18 protein-coding genes and 1 pseudogene are annotated in these 15,287 nt (G+C 61.9%); 7 read left to right on the top strand and 12 right to left on the bottom strand.

Annotated elements, in window-relative coordinates:
• Positions 1-34 precede the first annotated feature (34 nt).
• Together X760_RS63185 and X760_RS63190 are read right to left on the bottom strand one after the other, a co-directional pair.
• A complete protein-coding gene (locus tag X760_RS63185) occupies positions 35-514 on the bottom strand; it encodes a hypothetical protein (protein WP_023720916.1) in 480 nt (159 codons plus the stop codon).
• A gap of 10 nt (positions 515-524) precedes the next feature.
• Positions 525-851, bottom strand: coding sequence for a DUF883 family protein (locus X760_RS63190; protein ID WP_023720917.1), 327 nt, complete (start codon positions 849-851; stop codon positions 525-527).
• 225 nt (positions 852-1,076) lie between these two features.
• Between X760_RS63190 and X760_RS63195 the strand changes: the two genes are divergently transcribed.
• Positions 1,077-1,445, top strand: a complete 369-nt coding sequence (locus X760_RS63195) for a response regulator (protein WP_023720918.1) — start codon at positions 1,077-1,079, stop codon at positions 1,443-1,445.
• A 31-nt stretch (positions 1,446-1,476) separates the two neighbouring features.
• Here X760_RS63195 and X760_RS63200 read toward each other — a convergent pair whose 3' ends face one another.
• Both X760_RS63200 and X760_RS63205 read right to left on the bottom strand, forming a co-directional pair.
• Positions 1,477-2,028: a sigma-70 family RNA polymerase sigma factor gene (locus X760_RS63200; RefSeq protein WP_023678544.1), complete on the bottom strand. Its 552-nt coding sequence runs from the start codon at positions 2,026-2,028 to the stop codon at positions 1,477-1,479.
• Positions 2,029-2,031: 3 nt separating this feature from the next.
• On the bottom strand, positions 2,032-2,226 hold the full coding sequence (locus tag X760_RS63205) for a NepR family anti-sigma factor (RefSeq protein WP_031194532.1): 195 nt from the start codon (positions 2,224-2,226) through the stop codon (positions 2,032-2,034).
• 224 nt (positions 2,227-2,450) lie between these two features.
• On the opposite strand from X760_RS63205, the gene X760_RS63210 reads away from it, so the two are divergent.
• The 5 genes and pseudogenes from X760_RS63210 to X760_RS77305 all read left to right on the top strand — a co-directional run.
• Positions 2,451-3,245 (top strand): response regulator, encoded by a 795-nt coding sequence (locus X760_RS63210; RefSeq protein WP_023678542.1) that lies wholly within the window; start codon positions 2,451-2,453, stop codon positions 3,243-3,245.
• A 241-nt stretch (positions 3,246-3,486) separates the two neighbouring features.
• A complete protein-coding gene (locus X760_RS75100; protein WP_023678541.1) occupies positions 3,487-3,651 on the top strand; it encodes a DUF1328 domain-containing protein in 165 nt (54 codons plus the stop codon).
• Positions 3,652-3,842: 191 nt separating this feature from the next.
• Positions 3,843-4,877, top strand: a complete 1,035-nt coding sequence (locus tag X760_RS63220; RefSeq protein ID WP_023678540.1) for a sensor histidine kinase — start codon at positions 3,843-3,845, stop codon at positions 4,875-4,877.
• Positions 4,878-5,009: 132 nt separating this feature from the next.
• A complete protein-coding gene (locus X760_RS77300) occupies positions 5,010-5,180 on the top strand; it encodes a hypothetical protein (protein ID WP_023678539.1) in 171 nt (56 codons plus the stop codon).
• A gap of 342 nt (positions 5,181-5,522) precedes the next feature.
• A pseudogene (locus X760_RS77305) lies at positions 5,523-5,738 on the top strand (YMGG-like glycine zipper-containing protein); the annotation flags it as partial.
• Here X760_RS77305 and X760_RS63225 read toward each other — a convergent pair.
• From X760_RS63225 to X760_RS63240, 4 genes are all read right to left on the bottom strand, one after another.
• Positions 5,735-7,246, bottom strand: a complete 1,512-nt coding sequence (locus tag X760_RS63225; RefSeq protein WP_023720921.1) for a CHASE domain-containing protein — start codon at positions 7,244-7,246, stop codon at positions 5,735-5,737. The pseudogene X760_RS77305 and the gene X760_RS63225 overlap by 4 nt on opposite strands.
• A gap of 129 nt (positions 7,247-7,375) precedes the next feature.
• Positions 7,376-8,176, bottom strand: a complete 801-nt coding sequence (locus tag X760_RS63230; protein WP_023720922.1) for an ATP-binding cassette domain-containing protein — start codon at positions 8,174-8,176, stop codon at positions 7,376-7,378.
• A gap of 14 nt (positions 8,177-8,190) precedes the next feature.
• Positions 8,191-9,531 carry a sugar ABC transporter permease gene (locus tag X760_RS63235; protein WP_023720923.1) on the bottom strand — a complete coding sequence of 447 codons (1,341 nt, stop codon included), beginning with the start codon at positions 9,529-9,531 and terminating at the stop codon, positions 8,191-8,193.
• Between the two features lie 142 nt (positions 9,532-9,673).
• Positions 9,674-10,648, bottom strand: coding sequence for a substrate-binding domain-containing protein (locus X760_RS63240; protein ID WP_023720924.1), 975 nt, complete (start codon positions 10,646-10,648; stop codon positions 9,674-9,676).
• A gap of 286 nt (positions 10,649-10,934) precedes the next feature.
• On the opposite strand from X760_RS63240, the gene X760_RS63245 reads away from it, so the two are divergent.
• A complete protein-coding gene (locus tag X760_RS63245; RefSeq protein ID WP_023720925.1) occupies positions 10,935-12,179 on the top strand; it encodes an ROK family protein in 1,245 nt (414 codons plus the stop codon).
• Positions 12,180-12,188: 9 nt separating this feature from the next.
• Here X760_RS63245 and phoB read toward each other — a convergent pair whose 3' ends face one another.
• From phoB to pstA, 4 genes are read right to left on the bottom strand one after another with little or no spacing between them, the layout of a single operon-like run.
• Positions 12,189-12,878, bottom strand: coding sequence for a phosphate regulon transcriptional regulator PhoB (gene phoB / locus X760_RS63250; protein ID WP_031194536.1), 690 nt, complete (start codon positions 12,876-12,878; stop codon positions 12,189-12,191).
• Positions 12,879-12,894: 16 nt separating this feature from the next.
• Positions 12,895-13,602 carry a phosphate signaling complex protein PhoU gene (phoU, locus tag X760_RS63255; RefSeq protein WP_023720927.1) on the bottom strand — a complete coding sequence of 236 codons (708 nt, stop codon included), beginning with the start codon at positions 13,600-13,602 and terminating at the stop codon, positions 12,895-12,897.
• A 32-nt stretch (positions 13,603-13,634) separates the two neighbouring features.
• A complete protein-coding gene (gene pstB / locus X760_RS63260) occupies positions 13,635-14,438 on the bottom strand; it encodes a phosphate ABC transporter ATP-binding protein PstB (RefSeq protein WP_023720928.1) in 804 nt (267 codons plus the stop codon).
• The gene (pstA, locus tag X760_RS63265; protein ID WP_023720929.1) at positions 14,435-15,286 is read right to left on the bottom strand and encodes a phosphate ABC transporter permease PstA; all 852 of its coding nucleotides are present in this window, start codon (positions 15,284-15,286) and stop codon (positions 14,435-14,437) included. The genes pstB and pstA overlap by 4 nt, the downstream gene beginning before the upstream one ends.
• Position 15,287 lies beyond the last annotated feature (1 nt).

Consider the following 15,287-nt stretch of genomic DNA (forward strand, 5'->3'; position numbering starts at 1 on the left):
CAGAATCGTTTGGGCCGAACTATCCGCTTCCGAACTATTTCCCTTTGCCGGTATCCGGATCGTCGGAGTCGGGCTTCACGTTCTCGCGGTAGATGGCGTAGGCTGCGAGTGCTATCGCCGGGCCGAGAATGGCGCCCAATCCGCCCTTCGCCACGCCACCTTTGCCCTTGAGCAGCGCCGGCAGCACGGCGAGTGCTGCGGCGATGCCGACCGCCTTCATGTCGGCGTTGCGTCGCTTCGCCCGGCGTCTGGCGCGCGAGCCGGCCGACATCCGGTAGACGAGCAGGATGAGACCGGCGATTGCCAGAAAGCCGATCCCGAAGCTCAACGACGCTGCCATCGGTCCATAGCGGGCCGCCGTCCAGATATAGGCTGCCCCGACTAGGAAGCCGAGGCCGCACAGCGCCGCGAGTGCTGCGACCGAATAGACCATCGCAGCGACGCGCGCGCGTTGTATCGCCGCAATGGTTTCGCCCGAGGCGAGGCCCGAGATCAGCGATGCAAGCATTCCCATGCGTGCAGAACTAGCGGCGCGCGAGGAGTGCGAAGAGGAACCCGACGCCTGCGGCGATCGCCAGCGAAGTCACAGGCTTTTCGCGCATATGGGCTATCAGCTGCGCCTCGATGTCTTTGGCGTTGCTGCGCAGGCTGTCGAAGGCTGCTTCGCCCTGGGTTCGCAACTGCTCGACGCCCTCGGCGGCGGCGCGCCGCGCAGCCCCGTAGCCATGTTCGCCAGTTTTGGCCAACAGCTTGGTAAGTTGGTCGATGTCGGCCTTCAGTTGTGCGATGTCGGCCTCAATATCGGAATTCGTGCGGGCTTCGTTCGCGGCCTTTCCTGCGGCAGTCGCCATTGCTTCACTCTCCTTGCTTTTGCTCGGTCGAAAACGCCCAACAGACCCCAAGGTTCCGGCACGAACCTCTTCTAACCCTATCTCCGGCAGCGCTCGTTGCAAATGCCTTGCAAGGGCCGCGGCCGACGCATCCGCCGGCATGTCTTTTTAAATGACAGCATGCCAAATAGCGATCATGACTTCCCCGGTTTGAAGATAGAGGCGCATTTAAGGAGATATTGCTGCGTGGGCCCATCGCTTGACGGTTTGCGGATTCTTATCCTGGAAGATGAGTTCCTGATTGCCATGGATATCGAGCAGCTTTGTCGCGACTACGGCGCGCTCGATGTGGTCATCGCCCGTGATCTGACTGAGATCGAACAGCAAGACGTTACCGCGCAGTTCGACGTGGCCATCGTCGACCTCATGCTGAGCGGCGTTTCGACGCTTCAATTTGCTTCACGGCTGCGTGAAGCTGGCATCCCGTTCGTCTTCGCCTCGGGCCAGTCGGATATGGACGAGATCAAGAAATCCTTTCCCGGCGTCAGACTGGTCACCAAGCCCTATTCGGGAGACGATCTCGTCGAGGCAGTGGCAGCGGCCTGCAGGCGCTGAGGGCGCGGAGCGGCTCGAACACGCCCACGCTTCACGCTGCCGTCGACCCCGTTACCTGAGCCGAAATTGCGTCCGGGCCATACTCGTCTTCACCGGAGATCTTCAAGATTTCCTGCAGCCGCGTGCGGGCGCGGCTGACGCGGCTCTTGATCGTTCCGACGGCGCAGCCGCAGATCTCGGCCGCTTCCTCGTAGGAGAAGCCCGATGCGCCGATGAGGATAATGGCTTCGCGCTGGTCTTCGGGCAGCAACTCGAGCGCGCCGCGAAAGTCTTCGAGGTCAAGCTGGCCGTGCTGGGCCGGATGAACGGCAAGTCTGGCCGTCATGACGCCATCGCTGTCCTGCACCTCGCGGCCGCGCTTGCGCATCTGCGAATAGAATTCGTTGCGCAAGATCGTGAACAGCCATGCCTTCAGATTGGTGCCGGGCTGGAAGCTTTCATGCTTGTCCCAGGCCTTGACTAATGTTTCCTGCACCAGGTCGTCGGCCTTGTCGGCATTTTGCGTCAGCGACACGGCAAAAGCCCGCAGGCTCGGGATCGAGCCGAGCAAGTCGGTCTTGAAGCCCTGGGAGACGGCCGCCATGCCTCAGTCCTTCTTCTGTACAGGTTCGGCCTTTTCCAACTGGCTGAGCAGTTGTGCGAAGCGATCCGGCACATTGTCGGAGACCAGCTCGTCGTAATATTGTTTGAGTTTGCGGCCGATTTCCGAGTTCGGCCCAAGCGGGTCGCGGGAAGCAGCCCGGCGCCCGTTGCCAACGCCAGCCGTGGTAGCTTTCGTCATGTTCTTCATTTCGCCCTTTGTCCCAGCCTTAAGCCGCCCTTCAACACATAACGCAAGGCAAGCGGCAGCCTCGTCTGGTTGCCCAACCCCGCCCTAAACGCCAGCCCGCATACTTAGTTCCGCATGACCGGAACTTTTTCGCACAACCCGCGTTTTTAACTTTGGGCTTGCGAACCGTTTTTAGCTGTAACATGTAATCACGTCATATGAGGGAGACGTCCGATATGAGCCTATCAGCAACCATCGCTCCGCACCTGCCGTTCCTGCGCCGCTTCTCGCGCGCGGTATCCGGATCGCAGGAGAGCGGCGACGCGTTGGTCGCCGCAATGCTCGAGGCCATCATTGCCGATGTCGATATCTTTCCGGACGCATCGAACGACCGCATCGCACTCTACAAGGTCTTTGCCAAGCTCTTCACCTCGGTGGCCATTCGCGTTCCGCAGGAGCATGCCCAATCGGCATGGGAGCAGCGCGCCGCGGCCAATCTGAATGCAATCGCGCCTCGTCCCCGCCAGGCCTTTCTGCTGGTCGCCGTCGAAGGCTTCAGCGAAGACGAGGCGGCGGAGATTCTCGACGTCGACGAACAGGAATTCTCAGAACTTCTCGCTCAGGCGAGCAACGAGATCTCCCGTCAGGTGGCAACCGACGTGCTGATCATCGAGGATGAGCCGCTGATCGCCATGGATATCGAGGAAATGGTCGAAAGCCTCGGCCACCGCGTCGTCGGAACAGCGCGCACCCACGCGGAGGCGGTGGCGATGTTCGGCAAGGCGCGGCCAAAGATGGTGCTTGCCGATATTCAGCTCGCCGACGGCAGTTCGGGCATCGCGGCCGTCAATGAAATCCTGTCGTCCACCTCGGTGCCGGTGATCTTCATCACCGCCTTTCCCGAGCGGTTGCTCACCGGCGAGCGGCCGGAACCGGCTTTCCTCGTCACCAAGCCATTCAACCCGGATATGGTCAAGGCTCTTATCAGCCAGGCCCTGTTCTTTGACCGGCACGCGAAGGCCGCGGCATAAAACAGCTGGCGACCGAGTTGCGGCCGCCAGGGTGTGGGATAGCCACTCCCCTTGGACCGGATGGGGGCGTGACGCCGACTTAACACACGACAGCCAACTGCTGCCGAACCTGACGAGAACCTTTTCGCACACACCGCAGCAATTCGGGCCGTAACGATTTTCAGCATCGTCTTTTTCGGGAAATGGTGGAACAAACGGAGGCGAATCACGTTTTCACCGCAGCATTGGAAGGAGATGGATCATGCTTTACTGGGCGCTCGTATTTCTCGTCGTGGCGATCATCGCCGGTGCGCTTGGTTTCGGCGGTATCGCTGGCACCTCGGCCGGCATAGCGCAGATATTGTTCTTCATCTTTCTCGCCTTCCTGATCATATCGCTTATTGCCGGCCTGATCAGACGAGCGTGAATGCCAAGCGGCCATTCAAGCGAACACTGGAAGCCGCACCCCTCAAACGGTTTCCAGCCACCGCCGGGCAGTGTCCTCCAACGGGATGCCGCTCGGCGGACCGCTTTTTAAGGCTTGATACGAAGCTCCTCCTTTTGGAACCCATTTTTCCGCGAACCGTTCAGCCCGACATGGGTTGAGCAAATTGACCGATGCGTTCCAGAGTCGGAAAAATGAAAGACCGCGGCCAGAGTGATGAGATCATCGCTTTGCATCCTGCCGAAAGCGGGATGCAGCTTGGCCGGGCCCTTCTCCATGCACTGCACAATGCCGGGATTTCCGTCCTGTACCAGGATCGCGAGATGAAGACGGTGTGGGCGCGCAACATGCGCGCGCCCTGGACTTCCGATGCCTCCGACAACAACGGCATCTTGCCGCCGGCGCAGGCGGAGCGTATCGGCGCCGCCAAGCACGACGTCATCGCATCCGGCAATCCTCAACATCTTGAACTCAGCGTGCCGGCCGATGACGGCGCCCGCTGGTTTCAGGTGTGGATAGACGCCGACCGCAGCGAGACCGGCGCGGTGCAGGGCGTCGTGACCACCATGGTCGAAACAACCGAGCAGAAACGCCGGGAGCAGACGTTGAAGGCGCTGCTGCGCGAAGTCAGTCATCGCTCCAAGAACCTTTTGGCCATCATCCAGAGCATCGCCACCCAGACGGGCCGTTATTCCGGCAGCATTGACGATTTCCTGACGCGCTTCCGGGGCCGATTGCAGTCGCTGGCCTCCTCGCAGGATTTGGTTACGTCATCCAACTGGCGGGGAGCGGCGCTGCGCGAGCTGGTTTCCGGTCAGGTCGGCAGGTACGGCGCGGATCCCTTGCACAGCCTACGCTTCCGCGGCGCAAATCCATATCTCAACCCCAATGCCGCCTTGCACATCGGCTTGGCCATGCATGAGCTCGCCGTCAATTCGGTCAGCTATGGCGCGCTGTCGCGCAGCGACGGTTTCGTCGAGGTGACGGCCGATCTGACGGCAGCTTCCGCTGGCGAGCCTGCGCTGTCGCTGACATGGGCCGAAGTGATCGGAGCCAACGACAATCAGCGCAGTGAGAAGCGTTTTGGCAGCGTCGCGCTCGAACGCGTCGTGCCCACTTCATTGAATGGAACGGCGACACTTGAGATCACCGGGAACCGCCTCGAATACCGCCTTGTCGTTCCTCACGGCAATTTCGAGACGGATTAACGAGCGGCGGTCTGCGCGCGAAGGCTTGCTGCGCATCGCCATCTTTAACCGACTGTTCACCATAAAGTCCGATCCTGTCCGAACGTGCCGATCCACCGGATTGAGTTTGGCACAAAATGAAGGGAATGGGCCTTGACGGCTGCCGACTTGAACAGACTGGAACAGGCCGCTCGCGTCTCGATGGGCGGTTTTCAGGATCCCGACGCGTCCGCAGCGCCCGCGCCTCGTGCTTCGCCCCTCCGCTTCGCCGCCGTCGCGCTTATGGCCGCGATCGTCCTGACCGCCGCGTCCCAACTGATCTGAATCGAACTCGCCTCTGCTTGATCGCTTTGAAACCACTGCCCGAGTGCTCGGCCGTGCCCGTTCGCGGTCACCGACCTGCAGGGCCAGGCCCAACATGCCGTCGCCAGATGCCTTGCCGTCGATCCGGCGAGACCGACTATGACAGGATCGTCTGGAACGTGCGTCCCAACGGCACGCTCGATGCGTCCTTGGAGATTTCCGGGTTCGTGGTAGCATCGAACGGCGCACGCCCCGAAAAAGACTATCTTAATCAACAATGAAATCGTGCGGGCAAAGGCCGTACTTTCATGCTAAATGGCGGCTGGAGCTTATTAAAGTGAGGACAAAAGTGAGGATGACTCCATGCGGAAGATGATTATTGCCATGGTTGCCGTGGTTGCGGTCAGCGGCTGCACCACCACGGAAGAGAACGTGGGTATCGGCACTGTGGGCGGCGCGCTCATTGGTGGCGCTGTCGGCGGCGGCAAGGGCGCTTTGATCGGCGCCGGCGCTGGTGCGATTGGCGGTCTGCTCGTTCGCCGTCTGCAAAATGGCTACTGCCAATACAGAGATCGTCACNCGCTCTTCGCCGGTGTCTCGAGCTTCCTCTGCCCGGCCTCGCGCCAGTTGAGAGCCAATGTCCGGGCTCCGCCGCGGCCTTCGAGCGACCAGTCGACCTTGAGCGCACCGACTGAATTGCCGGTTTCGCCATGCTTCAGCGCATTCGTCGCCAGTTCGTGAAAGACGAGGCCGAGTGCCTGCGTCGTCTTTTCGTCGAGAAGAACCTCCGGTCCCGACAACAGCCCTTCAGGAAGCTCGCTTCCGAACACCTGGCCAAGCTCGATGCGCAGCAGGTCGCCGAGATCGGCTTTCTGCCAGCGTGAGCGCGTCAGCATGTCCTGGGAAGCCGCCATCGCCTGCAGCCGAGCCGAAAATGATGCCGAGAACTCTTGGACGTCGGCGGTGTGCGATGCTGTCTGGCGCGCGATTGCCAGCACCCGCGTGATCGAGTTCTTGATGCGATGCTTCATCTCCTGCAGCATCAGGTCTTTTTCCAGCAGGCTCTTTTCGGTCGTTTCGTGAAGCAGCGAGACCGCCTCATAGGCCCGCTCCTGATAGCGGGCCACCAGCGCGATGGCGCCCGCAAGCAGTAGCCCGAACAATCCGAGCATCACCGGAATGGCACGCGAGGAAGGTTGCGAGAAAGCACTTGTCGGCCTGAACAGGACGACCCACGGCCGACCGGCAACGGTGATCTTGCGGGTGATCAGCAGCCTGTCGCCAAGGGCTGAAACAGGCGGCGTTTCCGACTGGAACAGCAGGTTGTCACTGTTCACAGCGCCGTCATAGATTTCGGTGTTGACCGGCAACAGAGGTGCCCGGCTGAGCGCAGCCTGGAACAGGTCCCGGGAGCGGAAGGCCGCATAGAGGAAGCCGGCAGTCGAAGATCTCGATGCGTTGACGGCGTCCGGCGCGGTTTCGACATTGAGCCGGACGAAGACGAGGAACCCGGTGAAGGTCTGCGCGGCACCCGTATCCTTGCCGAGCTGCACGAGCCCGCTGGCGTGCAGCTGGTCGTCGACCATCGCCTTTTCGATCGCCTCGCGCCGCACCGGCCCGGTGAACATATCATAACCGATGCTGGATTTATTGGACGGGTCCAGCGGCTCGAACAGCACGATGGGCGTACGCCACGGCAAGTTCGTGTCGGGATAGATCGGATGGCTTGCGCCGTGATCGTGCAGGATATCGCGCTCGACCGCCGCCTCGTTTTCAGTTTTCGCCAGGCGGAGGAAGCCGATGCCGCGCAGGCCGGCGAAATTATTGTCGATGTCGAGCGCGTTGAAGAAAGCCTTGAACTCGCCTTGCGAGATACCGCCATTGCGCGCATCGAACAATGCCCGGGTTGAGCGCAGCAGCGACAGGTCCAGGTCGATGCGGCTTTCGATCCGGTTAAGCGCGTCGTCCGCCGTCGCCTCGAATTTTATACGGGCGGCTTCCTGGGTGGCAAAATAGGCAAAACCCGCCATCGTCAGGCTGATCAGCGCGACGGCGATGAAAGCTACGGTCGGAAAGAGTTTCTTCAATTGCCGATACGTCCCGTGGACGGTTCGGCATCTTTATGGGCAACTCCCGACGCCAACACAATGGCGAGGCCAAAGCATGGTGACTGCTGGCACATTTTGGCGACTTGTGATTAGCCGGCTAATTCTCGTTCAGGCCGCGATCTTCAGGGCGCCCGGCCCTGGGATGGCGCCGGGCGGGCACTTGCCGAGGATGATCATACCGAGCACCTCGTCCTGGGTGACATCGGTCGTGCGCGCCGTGCCGACAACCCGACCGTTCTTCATGACGCAGACGCGGTCGGCAAGCTCGAACACGTCATGGATGTCATGGCTGATCAGGAAGATGCCGATGCCGTCGGCCTTGAGCTGCCTGACCAGTTCGCCGACCTGTGCCGTCTCCTGCGGCCCGAGTGCCGCTGTCGGCTCGTCCATGATCAGGATGCGGGCGTTGAACAGGATGGCGCGGGCGATCGCAACCGACTGCCGCTGGCCGCCCGAAAGCTTTACCACCGGCTCCTTGAAGCGTTGGAAGCGCGGATTGAGCCTGCCCATCACCTTGCGCGCCTCAGCCTCCATGGCGACGTCGTCGAGCGTACCCCAGCCGGTCATCAGCTCACGGCCGAGAAACAGGTTGGCAGCCGCGTCGACATTGTCGGCCAGCGCCAGCGTCTGGTAGATCGTCTCGATACCGTACTTCTTGGCGTCGCGGGGATTGGAGATCGAAGCCTCCTCGCCGTTGACGAAAATCTGGCCCGCATCGCGCTTGTAGGCGCCGGACAGGATTTTTATCAACGTCGATTTGCCGGCACCGTTATGGCCGAGCAAAGCCATCACCTCGCCCGGAAAAAGATCGACCGAGGCATCGTCGACGGCGCGAATGCCGCCGAAGGCGATCGAGATGTTGCGCATGTCGATCAGCGGCGTGCCCGTGGGAGCGGTCCTGTCTGCCATGCTCGTTCTCCTCACTAGACCCGTTTGCGATAGACGGTATCGAGCCACACCGCGACCACCAGCACGGCGCCGACAACGATGCTCTGCAGCGGCGAATCGATGCCGAGCAGCACCATGCCGGATTGCAGCGACTGCATCAAAAGCGCGCCGAGCATGGCGCCGAGCACCGTGCCGGAGCCGCCGGCGAGCGACGTGCCGCCGATCACGGCCGCCGCGATGACCAGCAGCTCGTCCAGGGTCCCCAGCGCATTAGTCGACGCGTTGAGGCGCGCCGATGCGATCGCCGCACTGATCGCGGCCAGCACGCCCATGATCATGAACACCTTCATGGTGACCCAGCGTGTGTTGATGCCGGCGAGTTCGGCCGCTTCCGGATTGCCGCCTATGGCAAAGACATAGCGGCCGAAACGGGTGCGTCTGGTGATGAAGGTCATGACGATGCCCGCGGCCACGGCCATCAGCACAGGTATGGCGATGCCGTGGGCGATGAACAACCCGCCCTCGGGAACGGTGATGCCGTTCTGCTGGGCATATTGGCGTACGATGCCGACCGGCCAAGGATAGGAATTGGCGATCCACACGGCGCCGAGGATGGCGGCGCAGGCTATCACGCCGAGCAAGCTTTCCGCCCAGACAGGGCGCAGCGGAAAGTTGAAGCGCTTGCGCTGCGAGCGGCCGTTGAAGAGCATGAAGGCAACGGCCGCGCAGGCGAGGACACCGACGATCCAGCTCCAGGTGGCGNAGGTGGCGCCGATCGAGCCCCGTGGTCCGCCGCCCATCAGCTGGAAGGTCCTGTCCAGCGGCGCAACGGTGCGCCCGCTGGTGATCAGCCATGCCATGCCGCGCCAGACCAGCAATCCGCCGAGCGTCACGATAAAGGCAGGAACCTGGAGATAGGCGATGATGAAACCCTGAAACGCTCCGATAGCCAGGCCGAGCACCAGGCCGGCGGCCAGTGCGATGACCCACAGCCAGGGGCTGCCAAGCTGAAATCCCATGATGCGGACGAGGAATTCGGCCTGCGCCACGCCCATCACCATGCCGATCACGCCTTCCACGGAGCCGACGGAAAGATCGATGTTGCGCATCACGATGACCAGCACCATGCCGGTCGCCATGATCGCCACCGACGAGGTCTGCACCGAAAGGTTCCAGAGATTGCGCGGCGTCAGGAAGAGCCCGCCCGACAGTATGTGGATCCCGACCCAGATGACCAGCAGCGCGCCGACCATACCGAGCATGCGCGTGTCGAGTTCGGTTGCCTTCAGAAATCGGGCAACGACGCCGAGCTCCGATTCCCGCGCCCGGTCTGCCGTCGAGCTGTCGACCGGCGTGTTGGAAGTCGTGTCGGTCATGATGTTTCTCCCGCCGGGTTGCCGTCTGCCGCGGATGCCGGAAGCAGCCTAGAAGTTATCCGCCGGAAGCGGAAAAACAATTCTTTCTTGAAAAAACGCCGCGGCAAGCGGCCGCGGCGTTCGGACTTCTCGGAAACTCGGATCAGTTGCAGACCGGAACAGCGCCCGCCGCCACGCCCGCGCAGACCTCTTCTTTCTTGATCCAGCCGGCGTCGATGACGACGTTGAGGTTGTCCTTGGTGATGGCGACCGGGGTCAGGAACAGGGACTTTACGGTGTTGCCGCCGGGCGTGGTGAAATCCTTCACGCCGGCAATGTCGGTCATCTGCTTGCCGTCGGCCAATTGCGAGGCGATCTCGGCGGCGTTCTTGCCGAGNTCGCCGTCCTGGCCCGAGACCGGAACCGATCCAGCCAACCCTTGCGCCGTCAGTGCGGCGACGACGCCGCCGGCAGTGCCGTCGTTAGCGGCGACCACCGCATCGACCTTGTTGTCGTTCGCGGTCAGGAACTGTTCCATGTTCTTCTGAGCGTTGGCCGGCAGCCAGCCGTCGGTATAGGCCTCGCCGACATTCTTGATCTTGCCGCTGTCGATGGCGTCCTTCAGCACTTCCATCGAACCGGCAAAAAGGAAATCGGCATTCGGATCGGCGCCCGAGCCCTTGATGAAGACATAGTTGCCTTCCGGCTTCACCTTGAACACGTCGCGGGCCTGCATGCGGCCGACTTCCTTGTTGTCGAAGGTCAGGTAAAAGACGTCCTTGTTCTCGATCAGCCGGTCGTAGCCGACAACCGGAATACCTTCGTCCAGCGCCTTCTGCACGGCCGGCCCTATCGCCGAGGCGTCCTGCGCCAGGATGATCAGTGCGTTGGCGCCCTGCGAGATCAGGCTCTCGACGTCGGTTAGCTGCTTGCCCGGATTGGACTGTGCGTCGGCGGAGATATACTTGTCGCCGGCAGCCTCGATGGCCGCCTTCATTGCGGCTTCGTCGGTCTTCCAGCGCTCTTCCTGGAAGTTCGACCAGGAAACGCCGATGACCTTGTCCTTAGCCTGCGCCACCGACGCAAGCGCCAGCGTCATGGCGACACCCGCCAGAATGGCGGTCGTGAATTTCTTCATCATATCCTCCCTGCGCCGCGTACGGCGTGACCAATTGGCCCCAAAGGCCAGCTTAGAGGCGCTAATTTTTTCGAGCCTCGAAAAAATACTGGCCCGATCTCCCGCTGCTGTCAACATCGATTCTGATGGATTTTGATGTTGCTGCGAGTTTTTTCGAGCTTCGGAATAAACGATGACAGCGCCACCTGCATCTGACACTATTTGCCTCATCCGACACTATTTGTCGGCATTACCGACGGCTTCCGGTTCATGAGCGGCCGCGGCAAACCGGGAGGAAAGCAAAACGATGTCGGTCGGAATCCGCCATGACGATTTGCGCCGGCGCAACCGGGCGATGGTGATCTCGGCCGTGCGCCGGGCCGGCCAGCCATCGCGTACGGAGATCGCCGCAACCACCGGCCTCAGCCATTCGACCATATCGGCGATCTCCTCCGACCTGATACGGGAAGGCATCCTCGCCGAGAGCAAGGCAAGCGAACCCGTTTCGTTGAAACGCGGTCGTCCGCAGGTCGGCCTCGCCCTCAATCCGGAAGCGGCGGCGGTGCTGACCGTGGTGTTGTCGCTGAATTTCCTGTCGGCCGCCATCATCGACTATGCGGGGCAGGTGGTCGCCGAGGAACAGCGCCGGCTGGACACGCTGACCATGCCGCGCGACGAACTGATCCGCGAATGCATGGCCATCGTCCGGCGCCGGCTGGACGATCCAGATCTTGACGTCCGCAGTGTCGCCCGCATCGCCCTGGCGATTCAGGGAATTACCGACTCCCCTGCACGCGCCATGCTGTGGTCGCCGATCACGCCGCAGACGGACATCGCCTTTGCCGACATGCTGGAAGATGAATTCGGCATCCCGGCCACGGTGGAGAACGACTGCAATATGATGGCGGTGGCTTTGCGCTGGCGCGATCCGGATCGCTATCGCGACGACTTCATCGCCATCCTGCTTTCGCACGGCATCGGCATGGGGCTGGTGTTGAAGGGCGAGCTGTTCACCGGCACGCATTCCTCGGGCGGCGAGTTTGGCCACATGATCCATCGTCCGGGCGGCGCGCTCTGCCGTTGCGGGCGGCGCGGCTGCATCGAGGCCTATGCCGGCAATTACGCCATCTGGCGCAACGCCACGCAGATGAGCGAAGACAGCCAACCGGTCGCCGACGTCAGCGACGCCGACATGCGCGCGCTGGCGGTTCGGGCGCGCGAGAAGGACGGGCCGGAACGCGAAGCCTACCGCAAGGCCGGCGAAGCGCTGGGTTTCGGTCTCGGCTCGCTGTTCGCGCTGATCGATCCGGCACCGGTCGCAATGGTCGGCGCCAGTGCCGCCGCCTTTGATCTGATCGAGCCGGCCTTGCGGAAGGCCATCGCCCAGACCGCCGGCGGCCAGCATTCGGGCTCGATCTCCTTCGATACCGAGCCGAACGAATTGCCGCTGATCCGCGAAGGCTGTGCAATGCGGGCGTTAAGCTTCGTCGACCAGCAGATTTTCGCGCCGGGCGCGCAAATGAGGCCCGGCGTCAGAAAGAACGTAGCCTGACTGGGCGGGTCAATCTTCCCTGATCGCGTAGCCGGCACCGCGGATGGTGCGGATGACATCAGGCATGCGGCCGTTGTTGACGGCTTTGCGCAGCCGCCCGACATGCACGTCGACGGTGCGTTCGTCGATATAGATCGTCTCGCCCCAGACATTATCGAGTAACTGGCTGCGCGAGAAGACGCGGCCCGGATGCCGCATCATGAATTCGAGCAACCGGAATTCGGTCGGCCCGAGCCGGATCTCGGTCTTCTTGCGATACACCCTGTGCGATTCGCGATCGAGCACGATGTCGCCGACCTTCAGCACGCTGGACAGCACTTCCGGCTTGGCGCGGCGCAGCAGCGCCTTGACCCTGGCCATGAATTCCGGTGTCGAAAACGGTTTGACCAGATAGTCGTCGGCGCCGGTCGAAAGACCGCGTACCCGGTCGCTCTCCTCGCCGCGCGCGGTCAGCATGATGATCGGCAGCCGTTCGGTTTCGGGGCGCACCCGCAACCGGCGGCAGAGCTCGATGCCGGAAACCGCTGGTATCATCCAGTCGAGCACCAGAAGATCGGGCACATTCTCCTGCAAACGGATCTCGGCTTCGTCGCCGCGTGTCACCACCTCGACCTGGTAGCCTTCGGATTCGAGATTGTAGCGGAGCAGCACACCCAACGGCTCCTCGTCCTCCACCACCATTATGCGTGGTGCGATCATCGGCTGGGCACCCCCATCATGTCGCCGGTGCGGACATTGTCGTTTCGTCTTGCTTCGGACGATTGACCGGCAATTGCTCGCCGGTCAGCACATAATACGCATTTTCGGCGATGTTGGTGACATGGTCGCCGATCCGCTCCAGATTCTTGGCGCAGAACAGCAGATGCGTGCAAGCGGTGATGTTGCGCGGGTCTTCCATCATGTAGGTCAACAGTTCGCGGAACACCGACGTATATTTGACGTCGATGCGCTCGTCGGCGGCGCGTAGCTTGGCCAACGCGGCCGCATCGCCTGCAGCATACTCCTCGATGACGCCCTGCACCTGGATGAGCACCAGCTGCGCCATCGCATCGATGGAATGCGATAGGTCGCGCGGTGTGACGCTAAGGCCGACCGCACTCACACGCTTGGCGATATTCTTGGCAAGGTCGCCGATGCGTTCGAGATCGCCGGCCATGCGGATCGCCCCGACGACATGGCGCAGATCGTGGGCCATCGGCTGGCGCTTGGCGATCAGGGTGATGGCGCGGTCGTCCAGTTCGCGTTGACGCGCATCCATGATGGCATCGTCGGAAACGACGCGTTGCGCCAGCACGTTGTCAGAATTCAACAGGGCCTTGGTCGCCCCGCCGACCATCGAACCGGCGAGGTCGGCCATGTCGCGGATCAGCTTGCTGATCTGCTCGAGATCCTCGTCGAAAGAAGCGACTGTGTGTTCGCCCATGGTCCTGTCCTCATATGCGTGATCGGAACGGCTCAGCCGAAGCGGCCGGTGATGTAATCCTGCGTGCGCTTCTCGCGGGGCGACGTGAAGATCTTCTCGGTCCGGTCGAACTCTACCAGTTCACCCAGATACATGAAGGCGGTCTGGCGCGACACGCGCGCCGCCTGCTGCATGTTGTGGGTGACGATGACGATCGTGTAGTCGGCTTGCAATTCGTCGATCAGTTCCTCGATCTTGGCGGTCGACAGCGGGTCGAGTGCCGAAGCCGGCTCGTCGAGCAGAATGACTTCCGGCTTCACCGCCACGGTGCGGGCAATACAAAGCCGCTGCTGCTGGCCGCCTGACAGGCTCAAGCCGCTGGCGTTGAGCTTGTCCTTGACCTCGCCCCACAGCGCGGCCCGCTTCAACGCTTGTTCGACGCGGCCGTCCATTTCGGACTTGCCCAGATTCTCATAAAGCCTGACGCCGAAGGCGATGTTCTCGTAGATCGACATCGGGAACGGCGTCGGCTTCTGGAACACCATGCCGATCTTGGTCCTCAGGAGATTGAGGTCCTGCGAGCGGTCGAGAATGTTCTTGCCGTCGAGCAGCACCTGGCCCTCGGCTGTCTGCTTCGGGTAGAGTTCGTAGATGCGGTTGAACACACGCAGCAGCGTCGATTTCCCGCAGCCCGAAGGGCCGATGAAGGCAGTGACGCTGCGCTCGGGCAGCGACAAGGTGATGTCCTTCAACGCCTTGCTCTGGCCGTAGTAGAAGTTGAGGTTCTTGACCTCGATCTTCGTCTTCTCGGCGACCGTTTCGGTCATCGTCATGTCCGGGGACAACATCTGTGTCATCTGTCCTCTCTGCGTCCGGTAAGGCTGCGGGCGAGGATGCTCAAGCCCAGAACCGTCAGGGTGATTATGAGTGCGCCGGTCCACGCCAGTTGCTGCCATTCCTCATAAGGGCTGAGAGCGAACTGGAAGATGGTCACCGGCAGGCTGGCCATCGGCGCGTTGATATTGCTGCTCCAGAACTGGTTGTTGAGCGCGGTGAAGAGCAGCGGCGCCGTCTCGCCGGAAATGCGTGCTATCGCCAGCAATATGCCGGTGACGATGCCGGACAATGCGGCGCGGTAGGCGACCGAGCGGATCACCACCCAGCGCGGCGCGCCGATCGCGGCGCCGGCTTCACGCAACGCGTTCGGCACCAGGTTGAGCATGTCTTCAGTGGTGCGCACGACCACCGGAATGACCAGGATGGCAAGCGCAACGGCGCCGGCTATGGCCGAGAAATGTCCCATTGGCCGCACCATCAGTTCATAGACGAACAAGCCGATGATGATCGACGGCGCCGACAACAGGATGTCGTTGATGAAGCGCACGACGGTGGTGATGCGCGAGAAACGCCCATATTCGGCCATGTAGGTTCCCGCCAGCACGCCGATCGGCGTGCCGACGACAACGGCGATGATCGTCATCAGCAGGCTGCCCGCGATTGCATTGAGCAGGCCGCCGGCCTCGCCTGGCGGTGGCGTCATCTCGGTGAAGACCGCGAACGAAAGCCCGGCTGTGCCCTTATAGACCAGTGCACCGAGAATGAGCGCCAGCCAGGCAAGCCCGATGCCGGCGGCGACGACGCAAAGCGCCATCATCACCGAATTCCTGGCTTTGCGGCGGCTGTGGAGCGATGAGGATGTCGACATC

Origin of the sequence: Mesorhizobium sp. LSHC420B00, assembly GCF_000503055.1 — a bacterium.
In the GTDB taxonomy this organism is placed as follows: Bacteria; Pseudomonadota; Alphaproteobacteria; order Rhizobiales; family Rhizobiaceae; genus Mesorhizobium.

Bases quoted from the DNA above. Each gene is read 5' to 3' on its own strand.
- X760_RS63185 (WP_023720916.1), bottom strand. From the start codon at position 514: ATGGGAATGCTTGCATCGCTGATCTCGGGCCTCGCCTCGGGCGAAACC.
- X760_RS63190 (WP_023720917.1), bottom strand. From the start codon at position 851: ATGGCGACTGCCGCAGGAAAGGCCGCGAACGAAGCCCGCACGAATTCC.
- X760_RS63200 (WP_023678544.1), bottom strand. From the start codon at position 2,028: ATGGCGGCCGTCTCCCAGGGCTTCAAGACCGACTTGCTCGGCTCGATC.
- X760_RS63205 (WP_031194532.1), bottom strand. From the start codon at position 2,226: ATGACGAAAGCTACCACGGCTGGCGTTGGCAACGGGCGCCGGGCTGCT.
- X760_RS63210 (WP_023678542.1), top strand. From the start codon at position 2,451: ATGAGCCTATCAGCAACCATCGCTCCGCACCTGCCGTTCCTGCGCCGC.
- X760_RS75100 (WP_023678541.1), top strand. From the start codon at position 3,487: ATGCTTTACTGGGCGCTCGTATTTCTCGTCGTGGCGATCATCGCCGGT.
- X760_RS63220 (WP_023678540.1), top strand. From the start codon at position 3,843: ATGCGTTCCAGAGTCGGAAAAATGAAAGACCGCGGCCAGAGTGATGAG.
- X760_RS63230 (WP_023720922.1), bottom strand. From the start codon at position 8,176: ATGGCAGACAGGACCGCTCCCACGGGCACGCCGCTGATCGACATGCGC.
- X760_RS63245 (WP_023720925.1), top strand. From the start codon at position 10,935: ATGTCGGTCGGAATCCGCCATGACGATTTGCGCCGGCGCAACCGGGCG.
- phoB (WP_031194536.1), bottom strand. From the start codon at position 12,878: ATGATCGCACCACGCATAATGGTGGTGGAGGACGAGGAGCCGTTGGGT.
- phoU (WP_023720927.1), bottom strand. From the start codon at position 13,602: ATGGGCGAACACACAGTCGCTTCTTTCGACGAGGATCTCGAGCAGATC.
- pstB (WP_023720928.1), bottom strand. From the start codon at position 14,438: ATGACACAGATGTTGTCCCCGGACATGACGATGACCGAAACGGTCGCC.
- pstA (WP_023720929.1), bottom strand. From the start codon at position 15,286: ATGTCGACATCCTCATCGCTCCACAGCCGCCGCAAAGCCAGGAATTCG.